Annotated in this window: 22 protein-coding genes; 6 read left to right on the forward strand and 16 right to left on the reverse strand. The window is 70.3% G+C overall.

All coding sequences use genetic code 11. The features are described from left to right. Positions 1-3: 3 nt before the first annotated feature. The 9 genes from ACWDTS_RS06805 to ACWDTS_RS06845 all read right to left on the reverse strand — a co-directional run bounded on the left by ACWDTS_RS06805 (position 4) and on the right by ACWDTS_RS06845 (position 9,761). Positions 4-492 carry a GNAT family N-acetyltransferase gene (locus tag ACWDTS_RS06805; protein ID WP_450108009.1) on the reverse strand — a complete coding sequence of 163 codons (489 nt, stop codon included), beginning with the start codon at positions 490-492 and terminating at the stop codon, positions 4-6. A 54-nt stretch (positions 493-546) separates the two neighbouring features. Continuing rightward, positions 547-2,682 (reverse strand): NAD-dependent DNA ligase LigA, encoded by a 2,136-nt coding sequence (gene ligA, locus ACWDTS_RS06810; protein ID WP_450117883.1) that lies wholly within the window; start codon positions 2,680-2,682, stop codon positions 547-549. A 76-nt stretch (positions 2,683-2,758) separates the two neighbouring features. Continuing rightward, positions 2,759-3,787, reverse strand: coding sequence for a methionine synthase (locus ACWDTS_RS06815; protein ID WP_450108008.1), 1,029 nt, complete (start codon positions 3,785-3,787; stop codon positions 2,759-2,761). Beyond that, positions 3,784-4,866 carry a tRNA 2-thiouridine(34) synthase MnmA gene (mnmA, locus tag ACWDTS_RS06820; RefSeq protein ID WP_450117855.1) on the reverse strand — a complete coding sequence of 361 codons (1,083 nt, stop codon included), beginning with the start codon at positions 4,864-4,866 and terminating at the stop codon, positions 3,784-3,786. The genes ACWDTS_RS06815 and mnmA overlap by 4 nt, the downstream gene beginning before the upstream one ends. Continuing rightward, positions 4,863-6,098 carry a cysteine desulfurase family protein gene (locus ACWDTS_RS06825; protein WP_450108006.1) on the reverse strand — a complete coding sequence of 412 codons (1,236 nt, stop codon included), beginning with the start codon at positions 6,096-6,098 and terminating at the stop codon, positions 4,863-4,865. The genes mnmA and ACWDTS_RS06825 overlap by 4 nt, the downstream gene beginning before the upstream one ends. Positions 6,099-6,143: 45 nt before the next feature. Continuing rightward, positions 6,144-6,917 (reverse strand): lysophospholipid acyltransferase family protein, encoded by a 774-nt coding sequence (locus tag ACWDTS_RS06830; protein ID WP_450108005.1) that lies wholly within the window; start codon positions 6,915-6,917, stop codon positions 6,144-6,146. A 71-nt stretch (positions 6,918-6,988) separates the two neighbouring features. Then, positions 6,989-7,807 (reverse strand): GNAT family N-acetyltransferase, encoded by an 819-nt coding sequence (locus ACWDTS_RS06835; RefSeq protein WP_450117856.1) that lies wholly within the window; start codon positions 7,805-7,807, stop codon positions 6,989-6,991. A 164-nt stretch (positions 7,808-7,971) separates the two neighbouring features. Next, a complete protein-coding gene (locus ACWDTS_RS06840; RefSeq protein ID WP_197251309.1) occupies positions 7,972-8,928 on the reverse strand; it encodes an electron transfer flavoprotein subunit alpha/FixB family protein in 957 nt (318 codons plus the stop codon). 47 nt (positions 8,929-8,975) lie between these two features. Next, positions 8,976-9,761, reverse strand: coding sequence for an electron transfer flavoprotein subunit beta/FixA family protein (locus ACWDTS_RS06845; protein ID WP_197251310.1), 786 nt, complete (start codon positions 9,759-9,761; stop codon positions 8,976-8,978). A gap of 180 nt (positions 9,762-9,941) precedes the next feature. Between ACWDTS_RS06845 and ACWDTS_RS06850 the strand changes: the two genes are divergently transcribed. The 3 genes from ACWDTS_RS06850 to ACWDTS_RS06860 are packed head-to-tail and all read left to right on the forward strand — an operon-like array spanning position 9,942 to position 13,551. Then, on the forward strand, positions 9,942-10,772 hold the full coding sequence (locus tag ACWDTS_RS06850; RefSeq protein ID WP_450117884.1) for a class I SAM-dependent methyltransferase: 831 nt from the start codon (positions 9,942-9,944) through the stop codon (positions 10,770-10,772). A gap of 17 nt (positions 10,773-10,789) precedes the next feature. Then, complete coding sequence (locus ACWDTS_RS06855) at positions 10,790-12,307, forward strand: 1,4-alpha-glucan branching protein domain-containing protein (RefSeq protein ID WP_197251343.1); 1,518 nt, start codon at positions 10,790-10,792, stop codon at positions 12,305-12,307. Beyond that, positions 12,304-13,551, forward strand: a complete 1,248-nt coding sequence (locus ACWDTS_RS06860) for a glycosyltransferase family 4 protein (protein WP_197251311.1) — start codon at positions 12,304-12,306, stop codon at positions 13,549-13,551. Before ACWDTS_RS06855 ends, ACWDTS_RS06860 begins: the two co-directional genes overlap by 4 nt. Positions 13,552-13,608: 57 nt before the next feature. Here ACWDTS_RS06860 and ACWDTS_RS06865 read toward each other — a convergent pair whose 3' ends face one another. Beyond that, positions 13,609-15,096 carry an amidase gene (locus ACWDTS_RS06865; RefSeq protein ID WP_450117857.1) on the reverse strand — a complete coding sequence of 496 codons (1,488 nt, stop codon included), beginning with the start codon at positions 15,094-15,096 and terminating at the stop codon, positions 13,609-13,611. Between the two features lie 54 nt (positions 15,097-15,150). Beyond that, complete coding sequence (locus ACWDTS_RS06870; protein WP_197251313.1) at positions 15,151-15,915, reverse strand: acyltransferase; 765 nt, start codon at positions 15,913-15,915, stop codon at positions 15,151-15,153. 96 nt (positions 15,916-16,011) lie between these two features. Here ACWDTS_RS06870 and ACWDTS_RS06875 point away from each other — a divergent pair, with 96 nt between their 5' ends. Beyond that, positions 16,012-17,313, forward strand: a complete 1,302-nt coding sequence (locus ACWDTS_RS06875; RefSeq protein ID WP_248673376.1) for an outer membrane protein assembly factor BamB family protein — start codon at positions 16,012-16,014, stop codon at positions 17,311-17,313. Positions 17,314-17,376: 63 nt separating this feature from the next. On the opposite strand, the gene ACWDTS_RS06880 is transcribed toward ACWDTS_RS06875, so the two are convergent. The 5 genes from ACWDTS_RS06880 to ACWDTS_RS06900 are packed head-to-tail and all read right to left on the reverse strand — an operon-like array spanning position 17,377 to position 21,907. After that, a complete protein-coding gene (locus ACWDTS_RS06880; RefSeq protein WP_248673344.1) occupies positions 17,377-17,805 on the reverse strand; it encodes an OsmC family protein in 429 nt (142 codons plus the stop codon). Then, a complete protein-coding gene (locus tag ACWDTS_RS06885) occupies positions 17,802-19,166 on the reverse strand; it encodes an LLM class flavin-dependent oxidoreductase (RefSeq protein WP_450108000.1) in 1,365 nt (454 codons plus the stop codon). The genes ACWDTS_RS06880 and ACWDTS_RS06885 overlap by 4 nt, the downstream gene beginning before the upstream one ends. 26 nt (positions 19,167-19,192) lie before the next feature. After that, positions 19,193-20,275, reverse strand: a complete 1,083-nt coding sequence (locus tag ACWDTS_RS06890) for an NrtA/SsuA/CpmA family ABC transporter substrate-binding protein (RefSeq protein WP_450107999.1) — start codon at positions 20,273-20,275, stop codon at positions 19,193-19,195. A gap of 52 nt (positions 20,276-20,327) precedes the next feature. Beyond that, on the reverse strand, positions 20,328-21,056 hold the full coding sequence (locus tag ACWDTS_RS06895) for an ABC transporter ATP-binding protein (protein WP_197251317.1): 729 nt from the start codon (positions 21,054-21,056) through the stop codon (positions 20,328-20,330). Then, entirely contained in the window at positions 21,056-21,907 is an 852-nt protein-coding gene (locus ACWDTS_RS06900) for an ABC transporter permease subunit (protein WP_450107998.1), read from the reverse strand. Before ACWDTS_RS06900 ends, ACWDTS_RS06895 begins: the two co-directional genes overlap by 1 nt. 199 nt (positions 21,908-22,106) lie before the next feature. Between ACWDTS_RS06900 and ACWDTS_RS06905 the strand changes: the two genes are divergently transcribed. Together ACWDTS_RS06905 and ACWDTS_RS06910 are read left to right on the forward strand one after the other, a co-directional pair. Then, on the forward strand, positions 22,107-22,730 hold the full coding sequence (locus ACWDTS_RS06905) for a GntR family transcriptional regulator (protein ID WP_248673347.1): 624 nt from the start codon (positions 22,107-22,109) through the stop codon (positions 22,728-22,730). An 86-nt stretch (positions 22,731-22,816) separates the two neighbouring features. Further along, a complete protein-coding gene (locus tag ACWDTS_RS06910) occupies positions 22,817-23,731 on the forward strand; it encodes a formylglycine-generating enzyme family protein (protein WP_450108138.1) in 915 nt (304 codons plus the stop codon). Positions 23,732-23,783: the final 52 nt, after the last annotated feature.

Here is a 23,783-nt window from a genome sequence, read left to right on the forward strand (position 1 = left end):
GGGTCAGACCAGTTCGCGCACCATCGCGGTCAGCTCGACACCGGGCACCGGCACCCAGTTGCGCTCGGCGACCGGGACGAATCCGTTGCGGTCGTAGATGCGGCGGGCGTCGACCATGGCCGGTTCGGTCGAGATCACCACGGCGCGGTCCCCGCGCTCGTACGCGGTGTCGAGGGCGTGCCGGACGAGGGCCGATCCGACTCCGCGGCGGCGCGCGGCCGGTGCGACCGCGAGCATCCGCAGTTCGAGTTCGTCCTCTTCCGCGATGTCCGCGAGGCGCGACTTCGGTTCGGCCAGGGTCAGCGATCCGACGATCTCGCCGTCCGCGACCGCGACGACGACCTCGCCCTGAGCGTCGCGGGTGGCCGTGTCGCGCAGCCGCGTCACATACGGATCGTCGGGTTCGACGAAGCCGCCGCCGACGTACACGTCGACGGTGAGGTCGCCGACGGTCTCGTACTCGTCCGGGCTCACACGCCTGATTTCGATCATTTGTGCACTATGACAGCCGATCCCGCGGCCGCCCAAAACACCGGAACGCGATCCTCACCACACTCGGTCGTCGCCGGTGTCCTCGCCCGTGCCCGTCACCGCGTCCGGACCGAACTCGAGCAGTTTCCGGAACCCGGCCTCGTCGAGGATCGGAACGCCCAGCTCGGCAGCCTTGTCGGCCTTCGATCCGGGGGCGTCGCCGATCACGACGAAGGCGGTCTTCTTCGACACCGAGCCGGCGGCCTTCCCGCCCCGCAACAGGATGGCCTCCTTCGCCTGGTCACGGGAGAACCCTTCGAGGCTGCCGGTGACGACGATCGACAGTCCCTCGAGAGTCCGCTCGATCGAATGGTCGCGTTCGTCCTCCATGCGGACACCGGCGGCCGCCCACTTGTCGACGATCTCGCGGTGCCAGTCCACCTTGAACCACTCGTCGACCGACGCGGCGATGGTCGGTCCGACCCCCTCGACGGCAGCGAGTTCTTCCACCGACGCGTTCCGGATCCGTTCGAGGCTGCCGAATTCGGTGGCCAGCGCCCGCGCCGCGGTGGGTCCGACGTGCCGGATGGACAGTGCGACGAGCACGCGCCACAGCGGCTTGTCCTTCGCGCGTTCGAGATTCTCGAGCAGCCGCTCGCCGTTCTTCGACAGTGCGCCCTTGGTGGTTCGGAAGATCGATGTGGTCATCAGGTCCTCGGCGGTGAGCGCGAACAGATCGCCCTCGTTGCCGATCGCACCGGAGTTGATCAGAGCCGTCGACGCCTCGTAGCCGAGCGCCTCGATGTCGAACGCGCCGCGCCCGGCCACATGGAAGACGCGTTCGCGCAGCTGCGCCGGACAGAACTGCTGATTCGGGCACCGCAGGTCGACGTCGGATTCCTTCGCCGGCGCGAGAGGCGTTCCGCACTCGGGACATTCGGTGGGCATCACGAATTCGCGCTCGGTGCCGTCGCGCAGGTCGACGACCGGACCGAGCACCTCCGGAATCACGTCACCCGCCTTGCGCAGCACCACGGTGTCACCGATGAGCACGCCCTTGCGGGCCACCTCGGACGCGTTGTGCAGCGTCGCCAGCGACACCGTCGATCCCGCGACCGTCACCGGTTCCATGTACGCGAAGGGGGTGACGCGGCCGGTGCGGCCGACGCTGACGCGGATGTCGAGGAGTTTGGTGGTGACCTCTTCGGGCGGGTACTTGTAGGCGATCGCCCAGCGGGGCGCGCGGGAGGTCGCGCCGAGGCGCCGTTGCAGCGACATCTCGTCGACCTTGACGACGAGACCGTCGATCTCGTGCTCGACATCGTGCCGGTGCTCGCCCCAGTACTTCATCCGCTCGACGACCGCGTCGGCGCCCTGCACGCGGAGGGTGTGCGGGGAGACCGGCAGACCCCACGCCGCGAGCGCGGTGTACGCCTCGGACTGGGTGGTCGGTTCGAAGCCTTCGAGGCGCCCGAAACCGTGGCAGATCATCCCGAGCCGCCGCTTGGCGGTGACCGCGGGGTTCTTCTGCCGCAGCGAGCCCGCGGCGGAGTTGCGCGGATTCGCGAACGGCGCCTTGCCTTCCGCGACGAGGCTCGCGTTGAGTGCCTGGAAGTCCTCGAGGCGGAAGAACACCTCGCCGCGCACCTCGAGCACGCTCGGGACCGAGAAATCGTCGGTGCCCGTGATCCGTTCCGGGATGTCGTCGATGGTCAGCGCGTTGAGCGTGACCTCTTCCCCGGTGCGGCCGTCGCCGCGGGTCGCCGCGCGCACGAGTTTGCCGTTCTCGTACACGAGGTTCAGGGCGACGCCGTCGATCTTGACCTCGCAGAGGTAGTGCAGGTTGCTGCCGGCCTCGGACTCGACACGGGCGAGCCAGCCGCGCAGTTCGTCCTCGGTGAAGACGTTGTCGAGGCTGAGCATCCGCTCGAGGTGGTCGACGGCGGTGAAGTCGGTCGCGAAGCCGCCGCCGACGAGCTGGGTCGGGGAATCCGGCGTGCGCAGCTCCGAATACTGCTCCTCGAGCGCGTTCAGTTCGCCGAGCAGCTGGTCGAACGCGCCGTCGGAGATGATCGGGGCGTCGCGCACGTAGTAGCGGAACTGATGCTCGCGCACTTCCTCGGCGAGCTGTTGCCAGCGCTCGCGGGCCTCGGGAGGTGCGGTGACGGCTGCGCTCGTCGATTCACCCTCTGCGCTCGTCGCTTCACCCACAGCGTCCGTCGATTCACTCACAGCCCGCAAGCCTAGTCGAGGTCGCCGACAGTTCCCGGTCGCTCTGCCCGGGTGATCAGAGGGATTCCGGGTCCTCGGTGAACGCCGCGGCCACGTCACGGGTCAGGCGCAGCGCGGTGCGCGCCCACTCCGGGTCGGCCCCGGCCAGCCCGCAGGCGGGGGTCACCGCGACCGAGCGCAGGGCCGCTCGGGGGAAGCCGAGCCGGTCGATCAAGGTCACCGCCGGTGCCGCGACCTGCCGCCACGTCGGCGGTGTGGCCGGCGCGGTCGTGGGGATCAGGCCGAGCAGCAGGGTGGTGCCGGAGTCGAGGAGCTCGCCGATGCCGTCGAGGTCGGCGGCCGACACCCGGGCGACATCCAGCGCGACCGCGTCCGCGGCGCTCGCCCGCAGCAGCCCGGTCGGCACGGTCCCGCCGCAGCAGTGCACGGCGACCGACCGGCGCGTCGCCTCGATCGTCGTGTCCAGCACGTGCTGGGTCTCCGGTTCGGGCATCGCCGCGACGGATTCGAGAATCGTTCTGCCCGTGAGGGTTCCGGCGAGTACGTCCGGCAGGGCCGGTTCGTCGAGCTGGACGACGACCGTGGCTCCGGTCCGCCGGGTGACCTCGGCGGCGTGCCGGGACAGGCCCTCCCCCAGCGATTCGGAAAGGTCGCGTACCGCACCGGGATCGGTGAGGACGCGGCGGCCGGTGGCCAGTTCGGTGTGCGCGGCGAGTGTCAGCGGACCGGCCGACTGCACCTTCACCGTGTGGCCGGGGCCGAGACCCGCGTTCTCCCAGGCCTCTTCGAACGCGTCGAGATCCTGGTTCAGCAGATCCTCGGCGCGGGCGGCGATCGTGCCGCGACGACCGGTGAGCCGGTAGCCGGTGGTGGTGCCGTCGAGGTGCAGATCCACCAGCAGCGCGCTCGCCCGCCCGATCATGTCCGCCCCGAGTCCGCGGGCGGGCAGTTCGACCAGGTGCGGGAGCGCGGCGAGCTCACCGAGGATCACCGCCGCGGATTCACGCGCGTCGACGCCGGGCCACGATCCGATTCCGGTCCCGATGCCCGCCCAGCTTCCGGGACCTTCCGGGGCCGCGGTCACCAGCCGTCGGCGGCGGCGATGGTGCCGCTGCCCACGACGATGTCCCCGGCCGGATCCGGCCGGTAGAGCACGGCGGCCTGACCTGCGGCGACACCCGTGAGCGGCTCGCGCAGCGAGATCTCGATGCCGGTGCCGACCGCCTCGGCGACCGCGGGGGCGATCCCTCCGTGGGCACGGACCTGCACGACGCACTCGATCGGTCCCTCCGGGGCGACGCCCGAGGTCCACACCGCACGTTCGGCGGTGATCGAGCGCACCTGCAGCTGCTCGGCCGAGCCCACCTTCACGGTGCCGCTGTCCGGGTCGATCTGGGTCACGTAGCGGGGACGGCCGTCCGGTCCGGGTCCGGCGATGCCGAGCCCCTTGCGCTGGCCGATCGTGAATCCGTGCACGCCTTCGTGTTCGGCGAGCACCGCTCCGGAGTCCGCGTCGACGACCTTGCCGGGCCGCACGCCGATGCGGGCACCGAGGAACGCGCGGGTGTCACCCGACGGGATGAAGCAGATGTCGTGGCTGTCCGGCTTGTTCGCGACGGCCAGCCCACGCTCGGCGGCCTCGGCACGGATCAGCTCCTTGGGGGTGTCCCCGACCGGGAACATCGCCCGCGAGAGCTGCTCGGCGGTGAGCACCGCGAGCACGTACGACTGGTCCTTGTCGGCGTCGACGGCACGGCGCAGCACCCCGTCGTTCAGCTGGGCGTAGTGGCCGGTGGCGACGGCGTCGAAGCCGAGTGCGACCGCCCTGTCCGCGAGCGCCGAGAACTTGATCTTCTCGTTGCACCGCAGGCACGGGTTCGGGGTCTGTCCCGCCGCATACGACGCGACGAAGTCGTCGATCACGTCTTCCTTGAAGCGATCGGCGAAATCCCAGACGTAGAAGGGGATTCCGAGCACGTCGGCGGCACGCCGGGCGTCACCGGCGTCCTCCTTCGAGCAGCAGCCGCGCGAACCCGTGCGCAGCGTGCCCGGCGCCGTCGACAGCGCCAGATGCACACCGACGACCTCGTGTCCGGCATCGACGGCGCGGGCCGCGGCCACCGCCGAGTCCACACCGCCGCTCATCGCCGCGAGAATCCTCATCGTCCGTCACCTCCACGACCGGCAGCGCTCGCCAATCCGGCGGCGCGCGCCCGTTCCACCACCTGCGGCAGAGCCGCGATCACCGCGTCCACGTCGGCACGAGTCGAGGTGTGCCCCAACGAGAATCGCAACGAACCGCGTGCGATGCGCGGATCGGCTCCCATCGCGATCAGCACGTGGCTGGCCCGGGCGACACCGGCCGTGCAGGCCGAACCGGTCGAGCACTCGATTCCCGCCGCATCGAGCAGCATCAACAGCGAATCCCCTTCGCAGCCGGGGAAAGTGAAGTGCACATTGCCGGGCAGACGGTTCGCGCCGCGCGGTCCGTTGAGGATCGCTTCGGGGATCACGTCCTCGATGCCGGCGACGAGCGCATCACGCAGCGCAGCGAGTCGGGCAGTGGTCGCGTCGAGTTCGGTGACCGCCGCGTGCAGCGCCGCGGCCATGCCGACGATCGAGGCGGTGTCCTGCGTGCCCGAGCGGATGTCGCGTTCGTGCCCGCCGCCGTGGGCCAGCGGCACGCACGGCACCTGGCGGCCCAGCAGCAGCGCACCGACACCCTGCGGGCCCCCGAACTTGTGCGCCGCGACCGTCATGGCGGACAGGCCGCTCGCCGCGAAATCGACGGGCAGATGCGCCACGGCCTGCACCGCGTCGCTGTGCATCGGCACGTCGAACTCGGCGGCGACCGCGGCGAGTTCGGGGATCGGCATCACGGTGCCGACCTCGTTGTTGGCCCACATGATCGTCACCAGCGCGGTCTCGTCGGCGTGCTCGGACAGTGCGGCCCGCAGCGTCTGGGGATCGACGCGCCCGTCCGCGTCGACGGGCAGCCACGTCACCTCGGCATTCTCGTGTTCGACGAGCCACTCGACCGCGTCGAGCACGGCATGGTGTTCGACCGCGCTCGCGATCACCCGGTTCCGGCGCGGGTCCTGCGCCCGGCGGCCCCAGAAGATGCCCTTGACCGCGAGGTTGTCGCCCTCGGTGCCGCCGGAGACGAACAGCACCTCGGACGGACGGGCCCCGAGATCGGCGGCGATGGACTCGCGGGCCTCCTCGATGCGGCGGCGCGCGGCGCGGCCGGAACCGTGCAGCGACGAGGCGTTGCCGACCGTCGCGAAGACCTGCGTCATCGCCTCGATCGCCGCAGGCAGCATCGGGGTGGTCGCGGCGTGGTCGAGGTAGACGGTCTTCGGTGAGCCGGATGCGCCGGCGGTGGGCGAGGTCATGACCGGTCCAGGATAGCGGGTGCCGGGTCGGTCCCCGACCGCTCGCTAGCCCGCGGCCGCAGCCGCAACCGTGACCGGCATCTCACCCGGCTCGCCTCGTACCGCACGTTCGCAGCGCGCCGCCAGCGCGCGACGGTCGGTGCCGGGCGGCTCGAGGGGTGCGAGCACGACGTCGGCCACGGTGCCCCGGTGCCACAGCATCCGGCGGATCGCCTCACCGATCGTGTCGTCGCCGACGAACGCGGGCGCGGTCGCGACCGCGCCGGCGCGGCCGAGATAGCGCAATCGCACCGGCTGGACGGGACATCCGGCGTCGACGGCGGCCTGGAACAGCGCAGCCCGGAAGCGGCCGTGCGCCCGCCCACACCACGTGGTGCCCTCCGGGAACACCGTGACACGGTCACCGAGCTGCAGGCGGGTGCGGATCCCGGCGACGACCTCCGGCAGCTCGCGCAGGTTCTCGCGCTCGATGGGGATGACCCGCATACGCCGCGCGAGCGTCCCGAGCACACCCCAGCCGAGTAGGTCGGCGCGGGCGACGAATCCGGACGGCGCGATCGCGGTGAGCACCAGAACGTCGATCCAGGACACGTGCGGAGCGACGACGAGCACGCCCGACCCGCGTCCGGTCTCGGCGTCGTCGCGCAGGTCGGTGAGCGTCGGCCGCACGCCCGCGCAGCGCAGCAACGCCCGCGCACAGCCCCGCACCAACGCGACGCGAGCGGCGGCGGGCAGCAGGCGTCCTGCGGCGAGGACCGGCACCGCGGCCAGGACGACGAGCACGACCAGCCACCGCCCCGCGCATGTGAGAAGACTCACACGATCCGGGTCGCGCGGAAGGCAACTCGTGTCGCACGGACTGGAGGGCATCCAGGGGTGGGTCCGGACACTCACGCCGGGACCGCCGCGACGCGATCGGCCTGCTCCGCGGCGCTGCGCAGCCTCGCCAGGTAGCGAGCGTCCGCGTCGTGGAGGTTCAGCAGCGCCACGAAGTCGGCGACCCCGAAGTCCGGGTCGTGGGCGGGTTCGCCGCAGATCCGGGCCCCCAGCCGCAGATATCCGCGCAGCAGCGGGGGCAGCACGGCGCGGGCGGCCCGGTCGGTCGCCGGCACCGGACGCAGCGGCCGCACCCGGTGCCCGGGCGTCGCGGCGTGGCGGGTGAGAAGGACGTCGCGAACCGCGAGGACGTTGGCGCCGTGAACCTCGCCGGGGTGGGCACGCATCGGAACCGACACGCACCCGAAGACCCAGGTGTGGCCGGTAAGTTCCAGGTATCGCAGGATGCCCGCCCACATCAGCGTGAGCACCGTCCCGGAGCGGTGCGCCGGGTCGACGCACGCGCGGCCCATCTCAACCGCGCCGAGCCCGTGCGGGTCCAGCACGGTCAGGTCGAACTCGGTCGCGGTGTAGTAGCCCCCGGCGGCGCGGGCGGCATCGGGCGGCAGCATGCGGTAGCAGCCGATGATGGTGCCGGTGTGACGGTCGTGGACGAGCAGGTGATCACAGAACGCGTCGAACCGGTCCTCGTCCAGATCACCGGCTCCGGCCGGCAGCCGGAATCCGGGTTCGGCGGAGAACACGCGGCGGCGCAGGCGTTGCGCGGCCTCGAAGTGTTCCGGATCTGCGGAGACGAACAGGGAGTAGCGCGGTCCGGACAGCACCGGCGCGGGGTCGAGACGCGGACGGGCGAGCACCGACGGTGTGGTCATGGTGCAGGTGTATCGGGCCGGGGCGGCCGCCCGGCGGCACCGCGATGACTCCGGGATGCACGCGCGGTGAACACCTTTCCGACGATCCCGACACCCGATACGCCGCAGCCCCGCTCCGGCATGCCGGAGCGGGGCTGCGCGCGAGCGACGAGGAGCTACAAGGATCAGCCCTTGTGCTTCTTGATCGCCTCGGTCAGCTGCGGCGCGACGTTGAACAGGTCGCCGACGACGCCGTAGTCCGCGATCTCGAAGATCGGGGCCTCTTCGTCCTTGTTGACCGCGACGATGGTCTTCGAGGTCTGCATGCCGGCGCGGTGCTGGATGGCACCGGAGATGCCGAGCGCGACGTACAGCTGCGGCGAGACCGTCTTACCGGTCTGGCCGACCTGGAACTGGCCCGGGTAGTAGCCGGAGTCGACGGCGGCACGCGAGGCACCGACGGCGGCACCGAGCGAGTCGGCGAGCTCCTCGACGACCGAGAACTTCTCGGCCGAACCGACACCGCGACCACCGGAGACGACGATCGACGCCTCGGTGAGCTCGGGGCGGTCGCCGCCGACGACGGGCTCACGCGAGGTGATCTTGACGGCGGACTCTTCCTGAGCCGGAACCTCGACGGCGACGCGCTCGGCGGCACCGGCCTGCGGCTGCGCCTCGACGGCACCCGGGCGGACGGAGATGACCGGGACCTCACCGTTGGCCTTGGCGTCGACGGTGAACGCGCCACCGAAGATGGAGTGGACGGCGGAGCCGTCGGACTTGACCTCGATGACGTCGACGAGGAGGCCGGAGCCGATGCGCGCGGCGAGGCGGCCCGACACCTCCTTGCCCTCGACGCTCGCGGCGGTGAGCACGGCGGCCGGGCCGACGGACTCGACGAGCGAGGCCAGGACGTCGACCTTCGGGGTCACCAGGTAGCCGTCGATGTCGTCGGACTCGGCGGCGTAGACCTTGGCGGCGCCGGCCGCGGCGAGCGCGTCCTGCAGCTTGTCGGCGGTGCCGGCGGGGCCGGTGACGACGGCGGCGGGCTCACCGAGCGCACGCGCTGCGGTGATGAGCTCGATGCTGACCTTCTTCAGCGCGCCCTCGGCGTGCTCGACGAGCACGAGTACTTCTGCCATTGCTTCTTTCTCCCTTGGTAAGTCTGCTGTGTTCGCGTGGGCGCGGATCAGATGATCTTCTGGGCGACGAGGTATGCGGCGATCTTGCTGCCGCCGTCACCCTCGTCGGTGACGCGCTCGCCAGCGGTACGCGCGGGCTTGGGGGTGACACCGGTGACGGTGGAGCCGGCGTTGGCGACGCCGAAGATCTCGGGGTCGAGACCGATGTCGGCGAGCGTGAGGGTCTGAACTTCCTTCTTCTTCGCGGCCATGATGCCCTTGAAGGACGGGAAGCGCGGCTCGTTGATCTTCTCGGTGACCGAGACGATGGCCGGGAGGGATGCCTCGAGGCCGAAGACGCCCTCGTCGGTCTCGCGCTCGCCGGTGGCCTTGCCGTCGGCGATGGTGAGCTTGCGCAGGTGCGTCAGGTGGGGAAGACCGAGGTATTCGGCGATGATCGCCGGGACGGCGCCGACGCGGCCGTCGGTGGCCTCGTTACCGGCGATGACGAGCTCGACACCCTCGATCTGACCGAGCGCGGCAGCCAGGGCGTACGCCGTCTGGATGGCGTCGGAGCCGTGGAGGGCCGGGTCGTTGAGGTGGATGGCCTTGTCGGCGCCCATGGACAGCGCCTTGCGGATCGCGTCGGTCGCCCGGTCGGGACCGGCGGTGAGCACGGTGACCTCGCCCCCGTCGCGCTCCTTGATGAGCAGGGCCTCTTCGACGGCCCGCTCGTTGATCTCGTCGAGCACGGCGTCCGCGGCCTCGCGGTCGAGGGTGTAGTCGCCGTCGGTGAGCTTGCGCTCGGACCACGTGTCGGGGACCTGCTTGATCAAAACGACGATGTTCGTCATGGGTCTACGTCGACCTCCTGTTGTATCGCTGCTTTAGGGATCGGGCGAGGCACTGCCTGGACCGAGCACTCGTGTTTCGCACGGGGTGTGCGTTAGATTACCTCACGCTAAGTTACCCACCAGTAACTTGGCAAGAGATCCGGTTCACCATAACCACCCGAAGGGAACGAGAGGCCTGTGATGTGGACCACCCCGAACAGGGAGAACAGTGATACGTCTAGTCTCTGGGCGGTGAGCGACTCCACCGTCCGCGCAGACGAAGCGCAGCAACTGCCCCTCACCGGCGAGCGAACCGTCCCCGGCATCGCCGAGGAGAACTACTGGTTCCGTCGCCACGAGGTGGTCTACCGCGATCTGCTCGCGCGGTGCACCGGGCGAACCGTCCTCGAAGCCGGCTGCGGCGAGGGATACGGCGCCGACATGATCGCCGACGTCGCACAGCGCGTGATCGGACTCGACTACGACGAGAGCGCCGTCGCCCACGTGCGCGCCCGCTACCCGCGCGTGGACATCCGCCAGGGCAACCTCGCCGACCTGCCCCTCGACGACGAATCGGTCGACGTGGTCGTCAATTTCCAGGTCATCGAGCACCTCTGGGACCAGGCGCAATTCCTGCGCGAGTGCCACCGCGTCCTCGTCCCCGGCGGCGAACTGCTGGTGAGCACCCCGAACCGGATCACCTTCTCCCCCGGCCGCGACACCCCGCTCAACCCGTTCCACACCCGCGAACTGAACGCCGCCGAACTGACCGAACTGCTCGTAGAGGCCGGTTTCCGCGTCGAACTGATGACCGGCGTGCACCACGGCCCCGCGCTGCGCGCCCTCGACGCCAAGCACGGCGGCTCGTTCATCGACGCGCAGATCGAACGCGCCCTGGCAGGCGAGCCGTGGCCCGCCGATCTGACCGCCGACGTCGCGGGCGTCGCCGTGGACGACTTCGTCCTCGATCCCGAAAACATCGACGCGAGCCTGGATCTGGTCGCCATCGCGGTGAAGGACCCAGCGCGGTGACCACCCGCGTACCGGGCATGTTCGCCCTCGTGCTGCACTCGCACCTGCCGTGGCTTGCCAATCACGGGCGTTGGCCCGTCGGCGAGGAATGGCTCTACCAGTCCTGGGCCGCAACGTATCTGCCGGTCACCGACGTCCTGCACCGGCTCGCCGCCGAAGGCCGCACCCGGCTGCTCACCCTCGGCGTGACGCCCGTGCTCGCCGCCCAACTGGACGATCCGCACTGCCTGACCGGCATGCACCACTGGATCGGCAACTGGCAGTTGCGCGCCCACGAAGCGGCCGGGATGGCCGAGCAGTCGTACCGCGACCTCGGCGCCCGCGAGCACCGCCTCGCCGGCGAGGCGCTCGAACAGTTCGAAACCCGTTGGCGCCACGGCGGTTCCGCGGTCATCCGTGGACTGATCGACGCCGACGCGATCGAACTGCTCGGAGGTCCGCTGGCCCATCCCTTCCAGCCGTTGCTCGATCCGCGCCTGCGCGCGTTCTCGTTGTCGGAAGGTCTGTACGACGCGCAGGCCCGCTGGCAGCACACCCCCCGGGGGATCTGGGGACCCGAGTGCGCCTTCACCCCCGGGATGGAGACCGGGTACGCCGCCGCCGGCGTCGAGCACTTCATGGTCGACGGACCCGCCCTGCGCGGCGACACCTCCCTGGGCCGCACGGTGTGGGACTCCGACGTCGTGGCGTTCGGCCGCGATCTGCAGGTCTCCTACCGCGTGTGGTCACCGAAGTCCGGCTACCCCGGGCACGCCGCGTACCGGGACTTCCACACCTACTGCCACGACACCGGACTCAAGCCCGCCCGGGTCACCGGCCGCACCGTGCCCTCGCACGAAAAGGCGCCCTACGACCCGGATCTCGCATCCGCGACCGTCGACAAGCACGTCGCCGACTTCGTCGAGACCATCCGGAGACGGCTGCGCAGCGAGTCGGCCCGGATCGGCCGGGACGCGCTCGTCGTCGCCGCGTTCGACACCGAACTGTTCGGGCACTGGTGGTACGAGGGCCCACTGTTCCTGGAACGGCTGCTACGGGCGCTGCCCGAGGCCGGCATCGAGGTCGGCACTCTCGCCGACGCCCGCGACCGCGGCTACGTCGGCACCCCCGTCGAACTCCCCGACTCGTCGTGGGGATCCGGCAAGGACTGGCGGGTCTGGGCCGGCGAACAGGTCCAGGACCTGGTGCAACTCAACGACGAGGTCGTCCGCACCACCCTCGACACCCTCGACAAGGACCGCGCCACCGCCGCGCCCGGTCTGCCCGCGCTGCGCAACCGCGTCCACGACCAGATGCTGCGCGAGGCGCTGATGGCGGTCTCGAGCGACTGGGCGTTCATGGTCAGCAAGGACACCGCCGCCGGATACGCCCGCGACCGCGCGCACAAGCACGCGCACGCACTGCGCGAGATCGCCGACGCCGTCGCGGCCGGCCGCCACGACGCGGCCGCGCGCCTCGCCGACGGCTGGAACCGCGCCGACAACCTGTTCCCCGCACTCGACGCACGTCGACTGCCGAACGGAGAGCCGACATGAGAATTCTCATCGTCTCGTGGGAGTACCCGCCGGTCGTCGTCGGCGGACTCGGTCGCCACGTCCACCACCTGGCCACCGAACTCGCCGCGGCCGGTCACGAGGTCGTCGTCCTGTCCCGGCGTCCCACCGGAACCGACGCGTCCACCCACCCCACCCTCACGCACATCGCGGAGGGCGTCCTGGTGGTCGCGGTCGCCGAGGACCCGCCGCACTTCGACTTCGGCGAGGACATGCTCGGCTGGACCCTGGCCATGGGTCACGCGATGGTCCGTGCGGGTGTCGGCCTGAGCAAGGGCGGCATCGGCGAGGGCTGGACGCCCGACGTCGTGCACGCGCACGACTGGCTGGTCGCGCACCCCGCGATCGCGCTCGCCGAATACTTCGACGTGCCGCTCGTGTCCACCCTGCACGCCACCGAGGCCGGGCGGCACAGCGGCTGGCTGTCCGGGAAGATGAACCGCCAGGTGCACTCGGTCGAGTGGTGGCTGGCGAACGAATCCGATTGGCTCATCACGTGTTCCGCCTCGATGCGCGACGAGGTCGCGGAGCTGTACGGGCCGGATCTGCCGTCGATCTCGGTGATCCGCAACGGCATCGACGTCACCACGTGGTCGTACCGCGACCGCGAGCCCCGCACCGGTCCGGCGCGGCTGCTGTTCGTCGGACGGCTCGAATACGAGAAGGGTGTACAGGACGCGATCGCGGCGCTGCCGAAGATCCGGCGGTCGCATCCGGGGACGACACTCGTCGTCGCCGGTGAAGGCACTCAGTTCGAATGGCTGCGCGAGCAGGCCCGCGTCCACCGGGTCGCCCGGTCGGTGACCTTCCTCGGCAACCTCGACCACACCGAACTGCTCGGCTGGCTGCACGGGGCCGACGCGATCGTGCTGCCGAGCCGCTACGAGCCGTTCGGGATCATCGCGCTCGAGGCCGCGGCCGCCGGCACCCCGCTCGTCGCCTCCACCGCCGGGGGTCTCGGCGAGGCCGTCGTCGACGGTGTCACCGGGCTGTCGTTCCAGCCGGGCGATGTGGCCGGGCTCGTCTCGGCGGTGCGGGAACTGCTCGACGACCCCGACGCCGCCCAGGAACGCGCACGCGCTGCCCGCGCGCGGCTCACCGACGACTTCGACTGGCGGCAGGTCGCCGAGGAGACGGCCCAGGTGTACGCGGGCGCCAAGCGGCGGGTGCGGCATCCGCTGGCGCGTCCGAGCATCCCGCAACGTCCACTCCCTGATCGCGGATGACCCGCGCCTCGTGCGCGTTTTCGGTAGCCCCCGCCACCGGAACCGCGCACGAGGCCGTCAGGCCGGGGCGAGCGGCGGCTGCCGGTCGGCCCACGGCCGGGCCTGTTCCAATTGCGCTGCGAGCGCGAGCAGCAACCCTTCCCCACCGAGCGGCGCGACGAACTGCACCCCGAGCGGTAGACCGTCGGGCGTCATGTACAGCGGCACCGAGATCGCCGGGCGCCCGGTGATGTTCGCCAGCTGCGTGTAGGGGGTCCGACCCAGGTTGTCGTCGACGATCGAGTCCAGGAGACCACCGAGCCGCGCGAGACGGCCGAGCCGGCCCGCGACGATCAGCCGGCTCAGAATCCGGACCATCGGCGGGGTGGTCAGTTCGCCGATGCGGATCGGCGGCGACGCCAGCGTCGGTGTGAGGAGCAGGTCGTAGCGCTCGTGGAAGGCCACGAGCTGCTGCGTGTAACCGTTCCACCGCTGAAGGGCCGCAAGGTAATCCGGTGCCGACACCGACCGGCCGACGGCCGCGAGGACACGGGTGTCGAGTTCGAATCCGTCCGGGCCGCAATTGGTCCGGCGACGAGCATCGTCGACATCCTGCGCGAGCGAGGCGAACCACATCGTCAGGAAGTCCGTCGCGAGGCGCCGCTCGTCGATACCGGTCTCGGCGGGTTCGACGTGGTGCCCGAGCTCGTCGAGCAGCGCGATCGCGTCGTCGACGGCCGCGACCGCTTCCCGGTCGACGGGAGTGCCGAGCGGCGAGGCGGTCGCGTAGCCGATGCGCAGTTGCCGCGGTGGGCGGCTCGCGATCGCCGCATACGACTCCTCGGCGCGGGCACCGAGGTACGGACCGGTCGGGTCGGGGCCGGCGACGACGTCGAGCATCGCCGCCGCGTCCCGGACCGTGCGAGTGACGACCCCGTTGGACACCGCGCCGTGCAGCAACTCGCCGACGGCCGGGCCGCTGGGCACCACACCGCGCCCCGGTTTGAGCCCGACGAGTCCGCAGCAGGCGGCGGGGATCCGGATGGACCCGCCGCCGTCGTTCGCGCCGGCGGCGGGCACCACCCCCGCCGCGACCGCGGCGGCCGAACCACCCGACGATCCGCCGGGCGTGTGCTCCGGGTTCCACGGATTGCGCGTCGGCCCGTTCGCCTCCGGTTCGGTGATGTTCTTCGCCCCGAACTCCGGGGTGTTCGTCTTCCCGAACACGACCAGCCCCGCGTCGATCCAGCGGTCGACGACGAGCGCGTTGCGCGCGGCCGGCAGCGCGGCGAGGGCACGACTACCGCTTCCGGTCGGTGTGCCCACCACGTCCTGTGCGAGGTCCTTCACCAGGAACGGAACCCCGGCGAACGGCCCGGTGAGCCGGCCGTTGGCGCGGGTGCGGGCCCGCTCGTCGAGCCGGTACACCACCGTGTTCAGGACCGGTTCGACCGCGTCCAGGCGCGCGATCGCCGTCTCGAGCAGCTCCTCGGCGCCGACCTGGCCGGTGGCGACGAGTTCGGCCAACCCCACCGCGTCGTAACGGCGGTACTCGCAGTAGTCCATCCCGCAGCTCCCCTCACCCTCGTCGACCATCCCTCGTCGACGACGGATACCGGATCAGGCTCCGGCGTCCGCGCCTTCCGGCAGGTCGCCCGCCTTCTTGCGGGCGATGTCCTCGAGCGCCGCGATGTATTCGGCGCGCTGCGCAGCGCCGGCCTCCCAGTCGGCCTTCCGGTTCTTCACGGCCTTGGCCGGGGATCCGACGGCGATGCTGTAGTCCGGGATGTCGCCCTTGACCACGGCGTGCGCACCGAGCACGCAGCCGCGGCCGACGCGGGTACCGCGCAGCACGGTGACCTTCGCGGCGATCCAGGTGTCGGGCCCGATCCGCACCGGGCTCTTGACGATGCCCTGATCCTTGATCGGGTAGGTGACGTCCTCGGTGCGGTGGTCGAAGTCGCAGATGTAGCACCAGTCCGCGACGAGGGTCGACGCACCGATCTCGATGTCGAGGTAGGTGTTGACGACGTTGTCCTTGCCGAAGACGACCTTGTCGCCGATGCGCAGCGACCCCTCGTGACAGCGGATGGCGTTGCCGTCACCGATGTGCACCCATCTGCCGATCTCGAGCCGCGACAGTTCCGGCGTCGAGTGGATCTCGACGTTCTTGCCGAGGAAGACCATGCCGCGCAGGATCACGTGCGGGTTCGCAAGCTTGAACTTCGCGAGTCGGTAGTACCGCACCAGGTACCAGGGTGTGTACGCCTTGTTGGCCAGCACCCACCGCAGCGAGTCGACGGTCAGGAATTTCGCCTGGTCGGCGTCCCGGCGACGTGAACCACGCCACCTCGTGCGCAACGGTGCGCCCCACATGCTCGTCATAACATGCCAGCCTACGGTCAGCCTCGTGAGGAAAGCACGGGGCCCGGCCCGATAGGCTGACCGACCGTATCCTTCGGGCCTGAGGAGAGATGTGTGATGCGGGGTGTCCTGCGGACTGCAGTGCTGACGACGACGGCAGCACTCGCGTTGAGCGGATGCGGAAGCGGGGACGAACCCATCGACATCCTCTCCGAAGGAGCGTGGCCGGGCCGCTATTCCGACGCCCGCAACAGCAGCACCGCGGTCGCGGACGGACTCTCGGACGTGTCGGTCGCCTGGACCCGATCGGTCGGCGGCGCGGTCGGATCACCGCCGTCGATCGCCGCCAACGGGCAGATCTTCGTCAGCGCATCCACCGACGCCGGCTGCAATCTGTTCGCGTTCCAGATCGACACCGGCCGCAAACGCTGGTGTACGCGTCTCGCGCCGGGCGTCGGCGTGGTCACGCCGGTCGCCGACACCGTCGCCAACGTCTATGTCGGCGAGGAGGGCGGTCTGTACTCGTTCAACGAGCACGGGCAGCGCCGCTGGCGTATCCCGGTGAGCGGCACACCGCGCAGCGCACAGTTCACCGGTGACGGAAACCTCTTGGTGGTCACGCACTTCGGTCAGGTCAACGTCGTCGATACGCAGACGGGCAGGCTCGTCGCCCCGATCTACGACATGGTGCCGATCCCGGGTGTGCAGGACGGCACGAACGTGCCCCGGCAGGCCCCCGACCACGGACTGGCCGCGTGCTTCGGCGGCTCCCCCGACTGCCCGGTCGCGACGACGCCCGCGGTGGACGTGGCGACGGACCGCATCTTCGCCACCCTGTGGCGCCCGGGGACGGACCAGGCGGCACTGGTCGCGTTGCGCTACACCGGCGGTGACGACGCGCGCATCGCCGAGGAGTGGTCGCTCGCGGACCTTCCGGGCGGGGCGGTGACGAGCCCGGTGCTCTCCGCGGACGGCGCGACGGTGTACGTGCACGACGGCGACGGCACCCTCTGGGCGATCGACGCCGCGACGGGCTCGCCGCGCTGGAGCCACGATCCGGGTTTCGTCACCTCGACGGGACCGGCGGTGACGGCCGACGGGACGATCCTGCTCGCCGGGGGCGGCGCGGACGGTCCGCTCGTGGCGTTGCGCGACGCCGGGGATCACCCCGAATCCCTGTGGGAACGCGACGACGTGCGTCAGCTCGGCGCACCGGCCGTCGCCGCGGACGGAGTGGGGTACACGGTGGTGCGGGTTCCGGACGGCCTCGCCGCGCTGGTCTTCGACACCTCCGACGGCAGCACGCTGGATCAGGAATCCCTGCCGGGGGCATCAGGTTTCGCGGTCGGCACCGCGATCGGACCGGACGGCGAACTGCTGGCGACCACGCTGCTCGGGGATCTCTACACGCTGCGCTGAGAGTGCCGAACGGCCACACCACCGGGGCGCAGGCACCGGTGGTGTGGCCGTAGGCCGGTCATCTCAGGAGGCGAGGACCGTCAACTCGATCCCGCTGCCCCGCCGGATCGTGTTGTAGATCGGGCAGGTCGCGACGAACCGCTCGCGCAGGACGTCCGCCGCAGCCTGATCCACCCCGGTCGTGGTGATCGTGACCCGGGTGAAGTCGTACCGGGTCGGATCCTCGCTGCCGCGGGCGTGCGAGGCCTCGACCCGGATCCCGGCGAGCGGCAACTCCAGTTCCGTCGCGTTCGCCTCGAAGTTCGCCATCGCGCACGAGGCGAGCGCCGACAGGAGCAGCTCCCCGGCCTGGATGGACTCACCGGGACCGAATCGCGAGTCGGTCACCAGATGATTGGCGCGGGCGTCGATCACGAACCGGCCGGGTACCCCGGCGATGGTGTGCCCCGAGACGGCCGCGATGTTCGACGCGGGCGCGGTGCCGGCGCTCATCGGGCGGCGCTCGCGGGCTTGGGGATCCGGTTCTCCCATTCACGCGCAGCGGGACGCTCGAGTCCGAGGTTCTCGCGCAGGGTGGATCCCTCGTATTCGGTTCGGAACAGGCCGCGCTTCTGCAGCTCGGGGACGACCTGCCGGGTGAAGTCCTCGAATCCCCCGGGCTGGTAGGGAGCCTGCACCATGAAGCCGTCGCACGCGCCTCCGGTGAACCACTCCTCCAGGCCGTCTGCGACTTCCGTTGCGGTACCGATGAATCCGCCTTCGACGCGGCCACCGTACTGCTTGCCGAGCTCCCGCAGCGTGAGCCCCTCGCGTTCGGTGATCTCGCGGACCTCGCGGTAGTGGCCCTCGACGCCGGGAACCTCGACGTCGGGCAGCCGCTCGTCGAGGGGGAACGTCGACAGGTCCACGTCCAGGTGGTAGGCGAGGGTCGAGAGCCCGCCCAGTGGCGGCACCAGTTCGAACAGCTCCTCGAAGGTCTGCTGCGCGATCGCGCTGGTGGCACCGATGACCGGGGCGATCGACGGCAGGATCTTCACCTGACGGGGGTCGCGGCCGTGCGCGGCGGCCCGCTCCTTGATCTCGCGGTAGAAGTCCTGCGCCGACTCGAGCGACGCGTGGCTGCAGAAGATCACGTCGGACCAGCGGGCGGCGAAGTCCTTGCCCTTGGCGGAGGCGCCGGCCTGGATCACCACCGGGTATCCCTGCGGCGGCCGCGGCACGTTGAGCGGTCCCTGAACGGTGAACCACTCGCCCTTGTGGCCGATCGCGTGCACCTTGGCGGGGTCGGCGAACAACGGCGCCTCGGTGTCCAGGACCAGCGCGTCGTCCTCCCAGCTGTCCCAGAGCTTCGCCGCCACCTCGAGGAACTCGTCGGCGCGTTCGTAGCGCTTCTCGCGGGGGAACTGCTCGTCGAGGTTGAAATTGCGCGCCTCGGACTCCTGGAACGAGGTCACCACGTTCCAGGCAGCGCGGCCGGCGGTGAGGTGGTCCAGGCTCGCGAACGAGCGGGCCACGGTGAACGGCTGCGCGTACGTGGTGGACACCGTCGCGGCGAGACCGAGGTGCCGGGTCACGGCACCCATCGACGACAGCACGTGCAGCGGATCGAGACGCAACGAGCCGAGCGCGCCGTTGCGCAACTGGGTGTCGGTGCTCGACCCGAACCGGTCGGGCACCGAGAGGATGTCGGCGAAGAACGCGAGGTCGAACCTGCCGTCCTCGAGGGTGCGGGCGATGTTCTGGTAGTACTCCGCGGACAACCACCCGGGGACCGAGGCCGGGTAGCGCCAGCCACCGGGGCGGCCGGGGCCGGCGGTGATGAACGCGGCGAGATGCATCTGGGAGTCGGACATGACGGTGCTGATACCTACTTCGAGAGTTACTGGACGTTCGAGAGTTCTTTGTCGATGACGGACTTGATCGAGTCGAACCGCGAATCCTGCAGCCACGACGTGACATCGACCTGCTCGGGGTAGATGCCGAGCCGGTGGAAGTTGTCGGCGAGATCCTGGGAGCCGGCGATCGCGTCGGCACCGACCGAGGTGAACTGTCCCGCACCGGAGTACGAGAGCCGCTTCGTCTCGACGAGGTCGCGGTACACCTCGGCTTCCATCGCGTTGCCGCCGAAGCCGCCGAGCCGGGTGAACTCGTCGACGGCCGCGGCGGGGTTGGCCTCGATCCAGCGCTGTGCGTCGCGGACGTTGCGCACCAGCTTCGCCGCGACCTCGGGGTGGTTGTTCGCGAACGATTCGCTCGCGACGAAGAAGGCATAGTCGTAGGTCTTCACGTCGGGCAGGGTCGCGGCGTTGTGCTTGCGCTTGGCCAGCTCGGCCATCGGCTGCCACGTGATCCAGGCGTCCACCTTGCCCTGCGCGAACGCGGCCTCGGCGTCCGCGGCGGTGAGGTTGACGTACTCGATGTCGTCGAGCGTCAGGCCCGCGGTCTCGAGGTACTTGACCAGGCTGTACGTGCCGGTCGTGCCGCGGTGGTCGGCGACCTTGCGGCCCTTCAGATCTGCGGCGGACCGGATGGTGGAGCCCTGCGGGACCAGGACGTCCACCTCGTTGCTCGGCAGCGGGTACGCCACCAGCGGGACGATGGGAACGCCACCGCCGATCGCGTAGATGACGGCGGTCGCGGTGGCGAAGGAGAAGTCGACGCTGCCGGACTTGATCGCCTCCATCACCGGGAGGGACGCCGGGAATCCGGTGGGCCATTCCACCGGCACGCCGAGGTCGGCGGCGACGTCGAACCCACCGAGGCTGTTGCGCAGCACGGTGCCCGGTTCGGCGTTGCCGTCGCCGATCAGCGCGTACCGGACCTGGGTGAGCGGGCCGTCTTCGTCTGCTGCGGCGTCGGTGCTGCACCCGGCGAGGGACAGGGCGGTCAGGCCGAGGACACCGGCGCCGGTGGCCTTGAGGAAGCCGCGTCGGCTCAGCGACGAAGAGGTCAGGGGTGACATAGCGGGGGTGAAACCTTCCTACGGGTGGATCGGGTGGATCGGAGGGGCAGTGTCAGGAATGGAGGGCGCGGTCGGCCTCGAGGAGCCCGTCGAGGAACTCCTCCTTCCAGGCTGCGAGGCGGGCGTCACCGCGGTGCCGGGGGCGGGCCTGGTCGATCCGGAGTTCACGGGTGATCCCGGATTCGGTGAGCAGCAGCACCCGGTCGGAGAGGATCAACGCTTCCTCGACGTCGTGGGTGACGAGCAGGACGGTCCGGGGCCGCTCGGCGAGCATCCGTTCGAGCAGTTGCTGCATCGTGACCCGGGTGATCGCGTCGAGTGCACCGAACGGTTCGTCGAGGAGCAGCACGTCGGGGTGGTGCAGCAGGGCGCGGGCGAGCGCGACGCGCTGCCGCTGGCCGCCGGACAGTTCGGAGGGCCAGGCGTTCTCCCGACCGGCGAGTCCGACCTCGCGGAGCAGCGCGGCCGCTTCGTCGCGTCGTCCCTTGGTGCCGAGCTGGACGTTGTCGAGGACGTTGCGCCAGGGCAGGAGCCGGTCCTCCTGGAACATCATGCGCGAGACGACGGGCCGGTCGACGGTCGGCTCGACGCGGCCCTCGGTCGGCTGCTCGAGCCCGGCGAGGATCCGGAGCAGGGTGGACTTGCCGACGCCGCTCGGTCCGAGGAACGTCACGAACTCGCCCGGCGCGATCGACAGGTCGATGTTGTTCAGGATGCGCTTGTCCTGGTAGCGGTGTCCGACGCCGAGCAGGTCGAGTCCGACGAGGTCGTCACGGGACATCAGCGAGTTCCCTTCCGGTAGTTGGGGTTCCAGCGGAGGACTCGCGCCTCGACCAGCCGGATGAGCTGATCGGCCAGGAGGCCGGCGAGCGCGTAGAGCACGATCGCGAGGACGATCCGGTCGTTGCGGAGCAGGTCGCGGCCGTTCTGGGCGAGGAAGCCGATGCCCTCGCTGGTCGCGATGGTTTCGGCGATCACGAGCGTCAGCCAGGCCACGCCGAGCGCGTAGCGGATGCCGGTCAGGATCATCGGCATCGCGCCGGGGACGATGACCTGCCGGATCAGCTCGCCGCGCCCGAGTCCGTACGAGCGGCCGAGCTGCACGAGCTTCGGATCGACGGTGCGGATACCCGCGACGGTGTTGAGGTAGACGGGGAAGATGACGCCGAGGGTCACGAGCAGGACCTTCGGCAGCTCGCCGATGCCGAACGCCGCGATGAGCAGCGGGACGAGGGCGAGATGCGGCAGCGCACGCAGCATCTGCAGGGTCCGGTCGACGAGTCCTTCGGCGATGCGCGAGAGGCCGACGGCGAAGCCGAGGACGAGACCGATCCCGGCGCCGATGGTGAAGCCGATGACGATGCGTCGCACACTCACCAGCAAGTGGGTCTGCAGTTCTCCCGCGGCCCAGAGGTTTCGGGCGGTGTCGAGCACCTTGCTCGGGGGCGGCAGGATCGACGCGGAGATCACTCCGGTGGACGAGGCCCACTGCCAGCCGAGCAGCACGAGGGCCGGAACGACCCACGGCAACAGCGCGGTCGCCCGCGGCGTCCGGATGACGCGGCGGGTGCGCGGCGGCTCGGCGGTTGGCGCAGGGGTAGCCGGTGCTGCGGAGACCGTGAGATCAGACATCGCCGGTCGCCGTCGGTGTGGGGGTGGTCGTGTTCATCGTTCTCCTCGCGGACAGCAGTGCGAGGAGCACTATAAATACAAACGACAACAACCGACGACAACTGTATACACATGGATTCAAACCCTTCCCATCCGCGCGCTGTCCTGGTATGGGTTGGTTCGTCCACTTTTCTGCGCGTCTCGAGGAGGGAACCGACCGTTGGACGTCGACAGATCGCCGTACGCACAACTGCGCGAACGCATTACGAACGGCGAATATGCGCCCGGCTCCATGCTGGTGCCGGCCGGCGTCGGCGCGGAGATGGGGCTGTCGCGGACACCCGTGCGGGAAGCGTTGCAGCGGCTCGAGTTCGACGGTCTGGTGATCAAGGTCACCCGCGGCTACATGGTGCGTGAGCGCACCGAGGAGGAGGTACTCGCGATCTGCGACGCCCGGATCGCGCTGGAATCCGCTGCCGCGTTCGCCGCGGCGACCAGACGATCCGAGATCGATCTGGCCCGGCTGACGAGCCTGTTCGAGCGCGCCGTCGCGGCGCCGGATCCGAAGAGCGCACTCCGCCTGCACAACGACTGGCACGCCGCGCTGCGCTCCGCCGCCCACAACCCGACCATCGCCGAGCTGATGGAACGCCTGGACGCGCAACTGGCCGTCTACGACGCCGAGGCGTCCGCGGCTCCCGACAATCTCGACGCGATCGAGACGGAGCACCGCCACATCCTCGACGCGATCGTCGCGGGGGACGGCGAGCGGGCGCGCGCCCTGATGACCGCTCACCAGGAGCGCACCCGCGATATCCGCATTTCTGCCATGGCGGCGCGCTAGTCGGGAATCCCACCGACGGGCGCACGGACCGTGCGACGCTGATCCCCATGACAAGGGCGCTACCGAAGAACGCAGTGCCGAAGAACATGGTCTTCATTCCGGGAGGCACGTTCTGGATGGGCTCGGAGGACTTCTATCCCGAGGAACGACCGGTCCACCAGGTAACGGTCGGGGGGTTCTGGATGGACGAGCACCCGGTGACGGTCGCCGAGTTCCGCCGCTTCGTGAAAGCGACCGGATATGTCACGACCGCGGAGGTCGCGCCCGACCCGGACCGGTACCCCGGGGCGGACCCGGCACTGCTCGTTCCCGGGTCACTGGTGTTCACGCCGCCCCGGGGCCCTGTTCCCCTCGACGACTACACCCGCTGGTGGTCCTTCACACCCGGCGCCGACTGGCGTCACCCCGAGGGTCCCGACAGCAATGTCGGAGGCAGGGAACGGCATCCGGTCACGCACGTGTCGTGGTTCGACGCCAGGGCGTACGCCGAGTGGGCCGGCAAGGGACTGCCGACCGAGGCGGAGTGGGAGTTCGCCGCGCGCGGCGGCCTCGATCGCAAGATCTTCGTGTGGGGTGACGAGCACGAGCCGGGCGGCCGCCCCGGCGGGAACGTCTGGCAGGGCGAGTTCCCGTGGCAGAACCTCCTCGAGGACGGGTTCGCCGGAACCTCCCCCGTCGGGCATTTCCGGCCCAACGGGTATGGGCTCGACGACATGGCCGGCAACGTGTGGGAGTGGACGAGCGACCACTTCTCCCCCGACCACTCGGCGAGCGGCAAGAACGTCGCCCCGGCGTCGTCGTGCTGCATTCCGGCGAATCCCCGCGTCGACGCTGCTGTGGTCCACGACCCGAACGAACCGTATGCGCGCCGCGTGATCAAGGGCGGCTCGCACCTGTGCGCGCCGAACTACTGTCTTCGCTACCGCCCCGCTGCCCGGCAGGGTGAAACCGAGGAGACGTCGACCTGCCACATCGGCTTCCGGTGCATCCTCCGGCCGTGACTTCCATCTCGCAAACCCGTCTCCGCGACGACGAACCGGTGCTGTACTGGAA

Source organism: Rhodococcus sp. NPDC003383 (assembly GCF_053589115.1).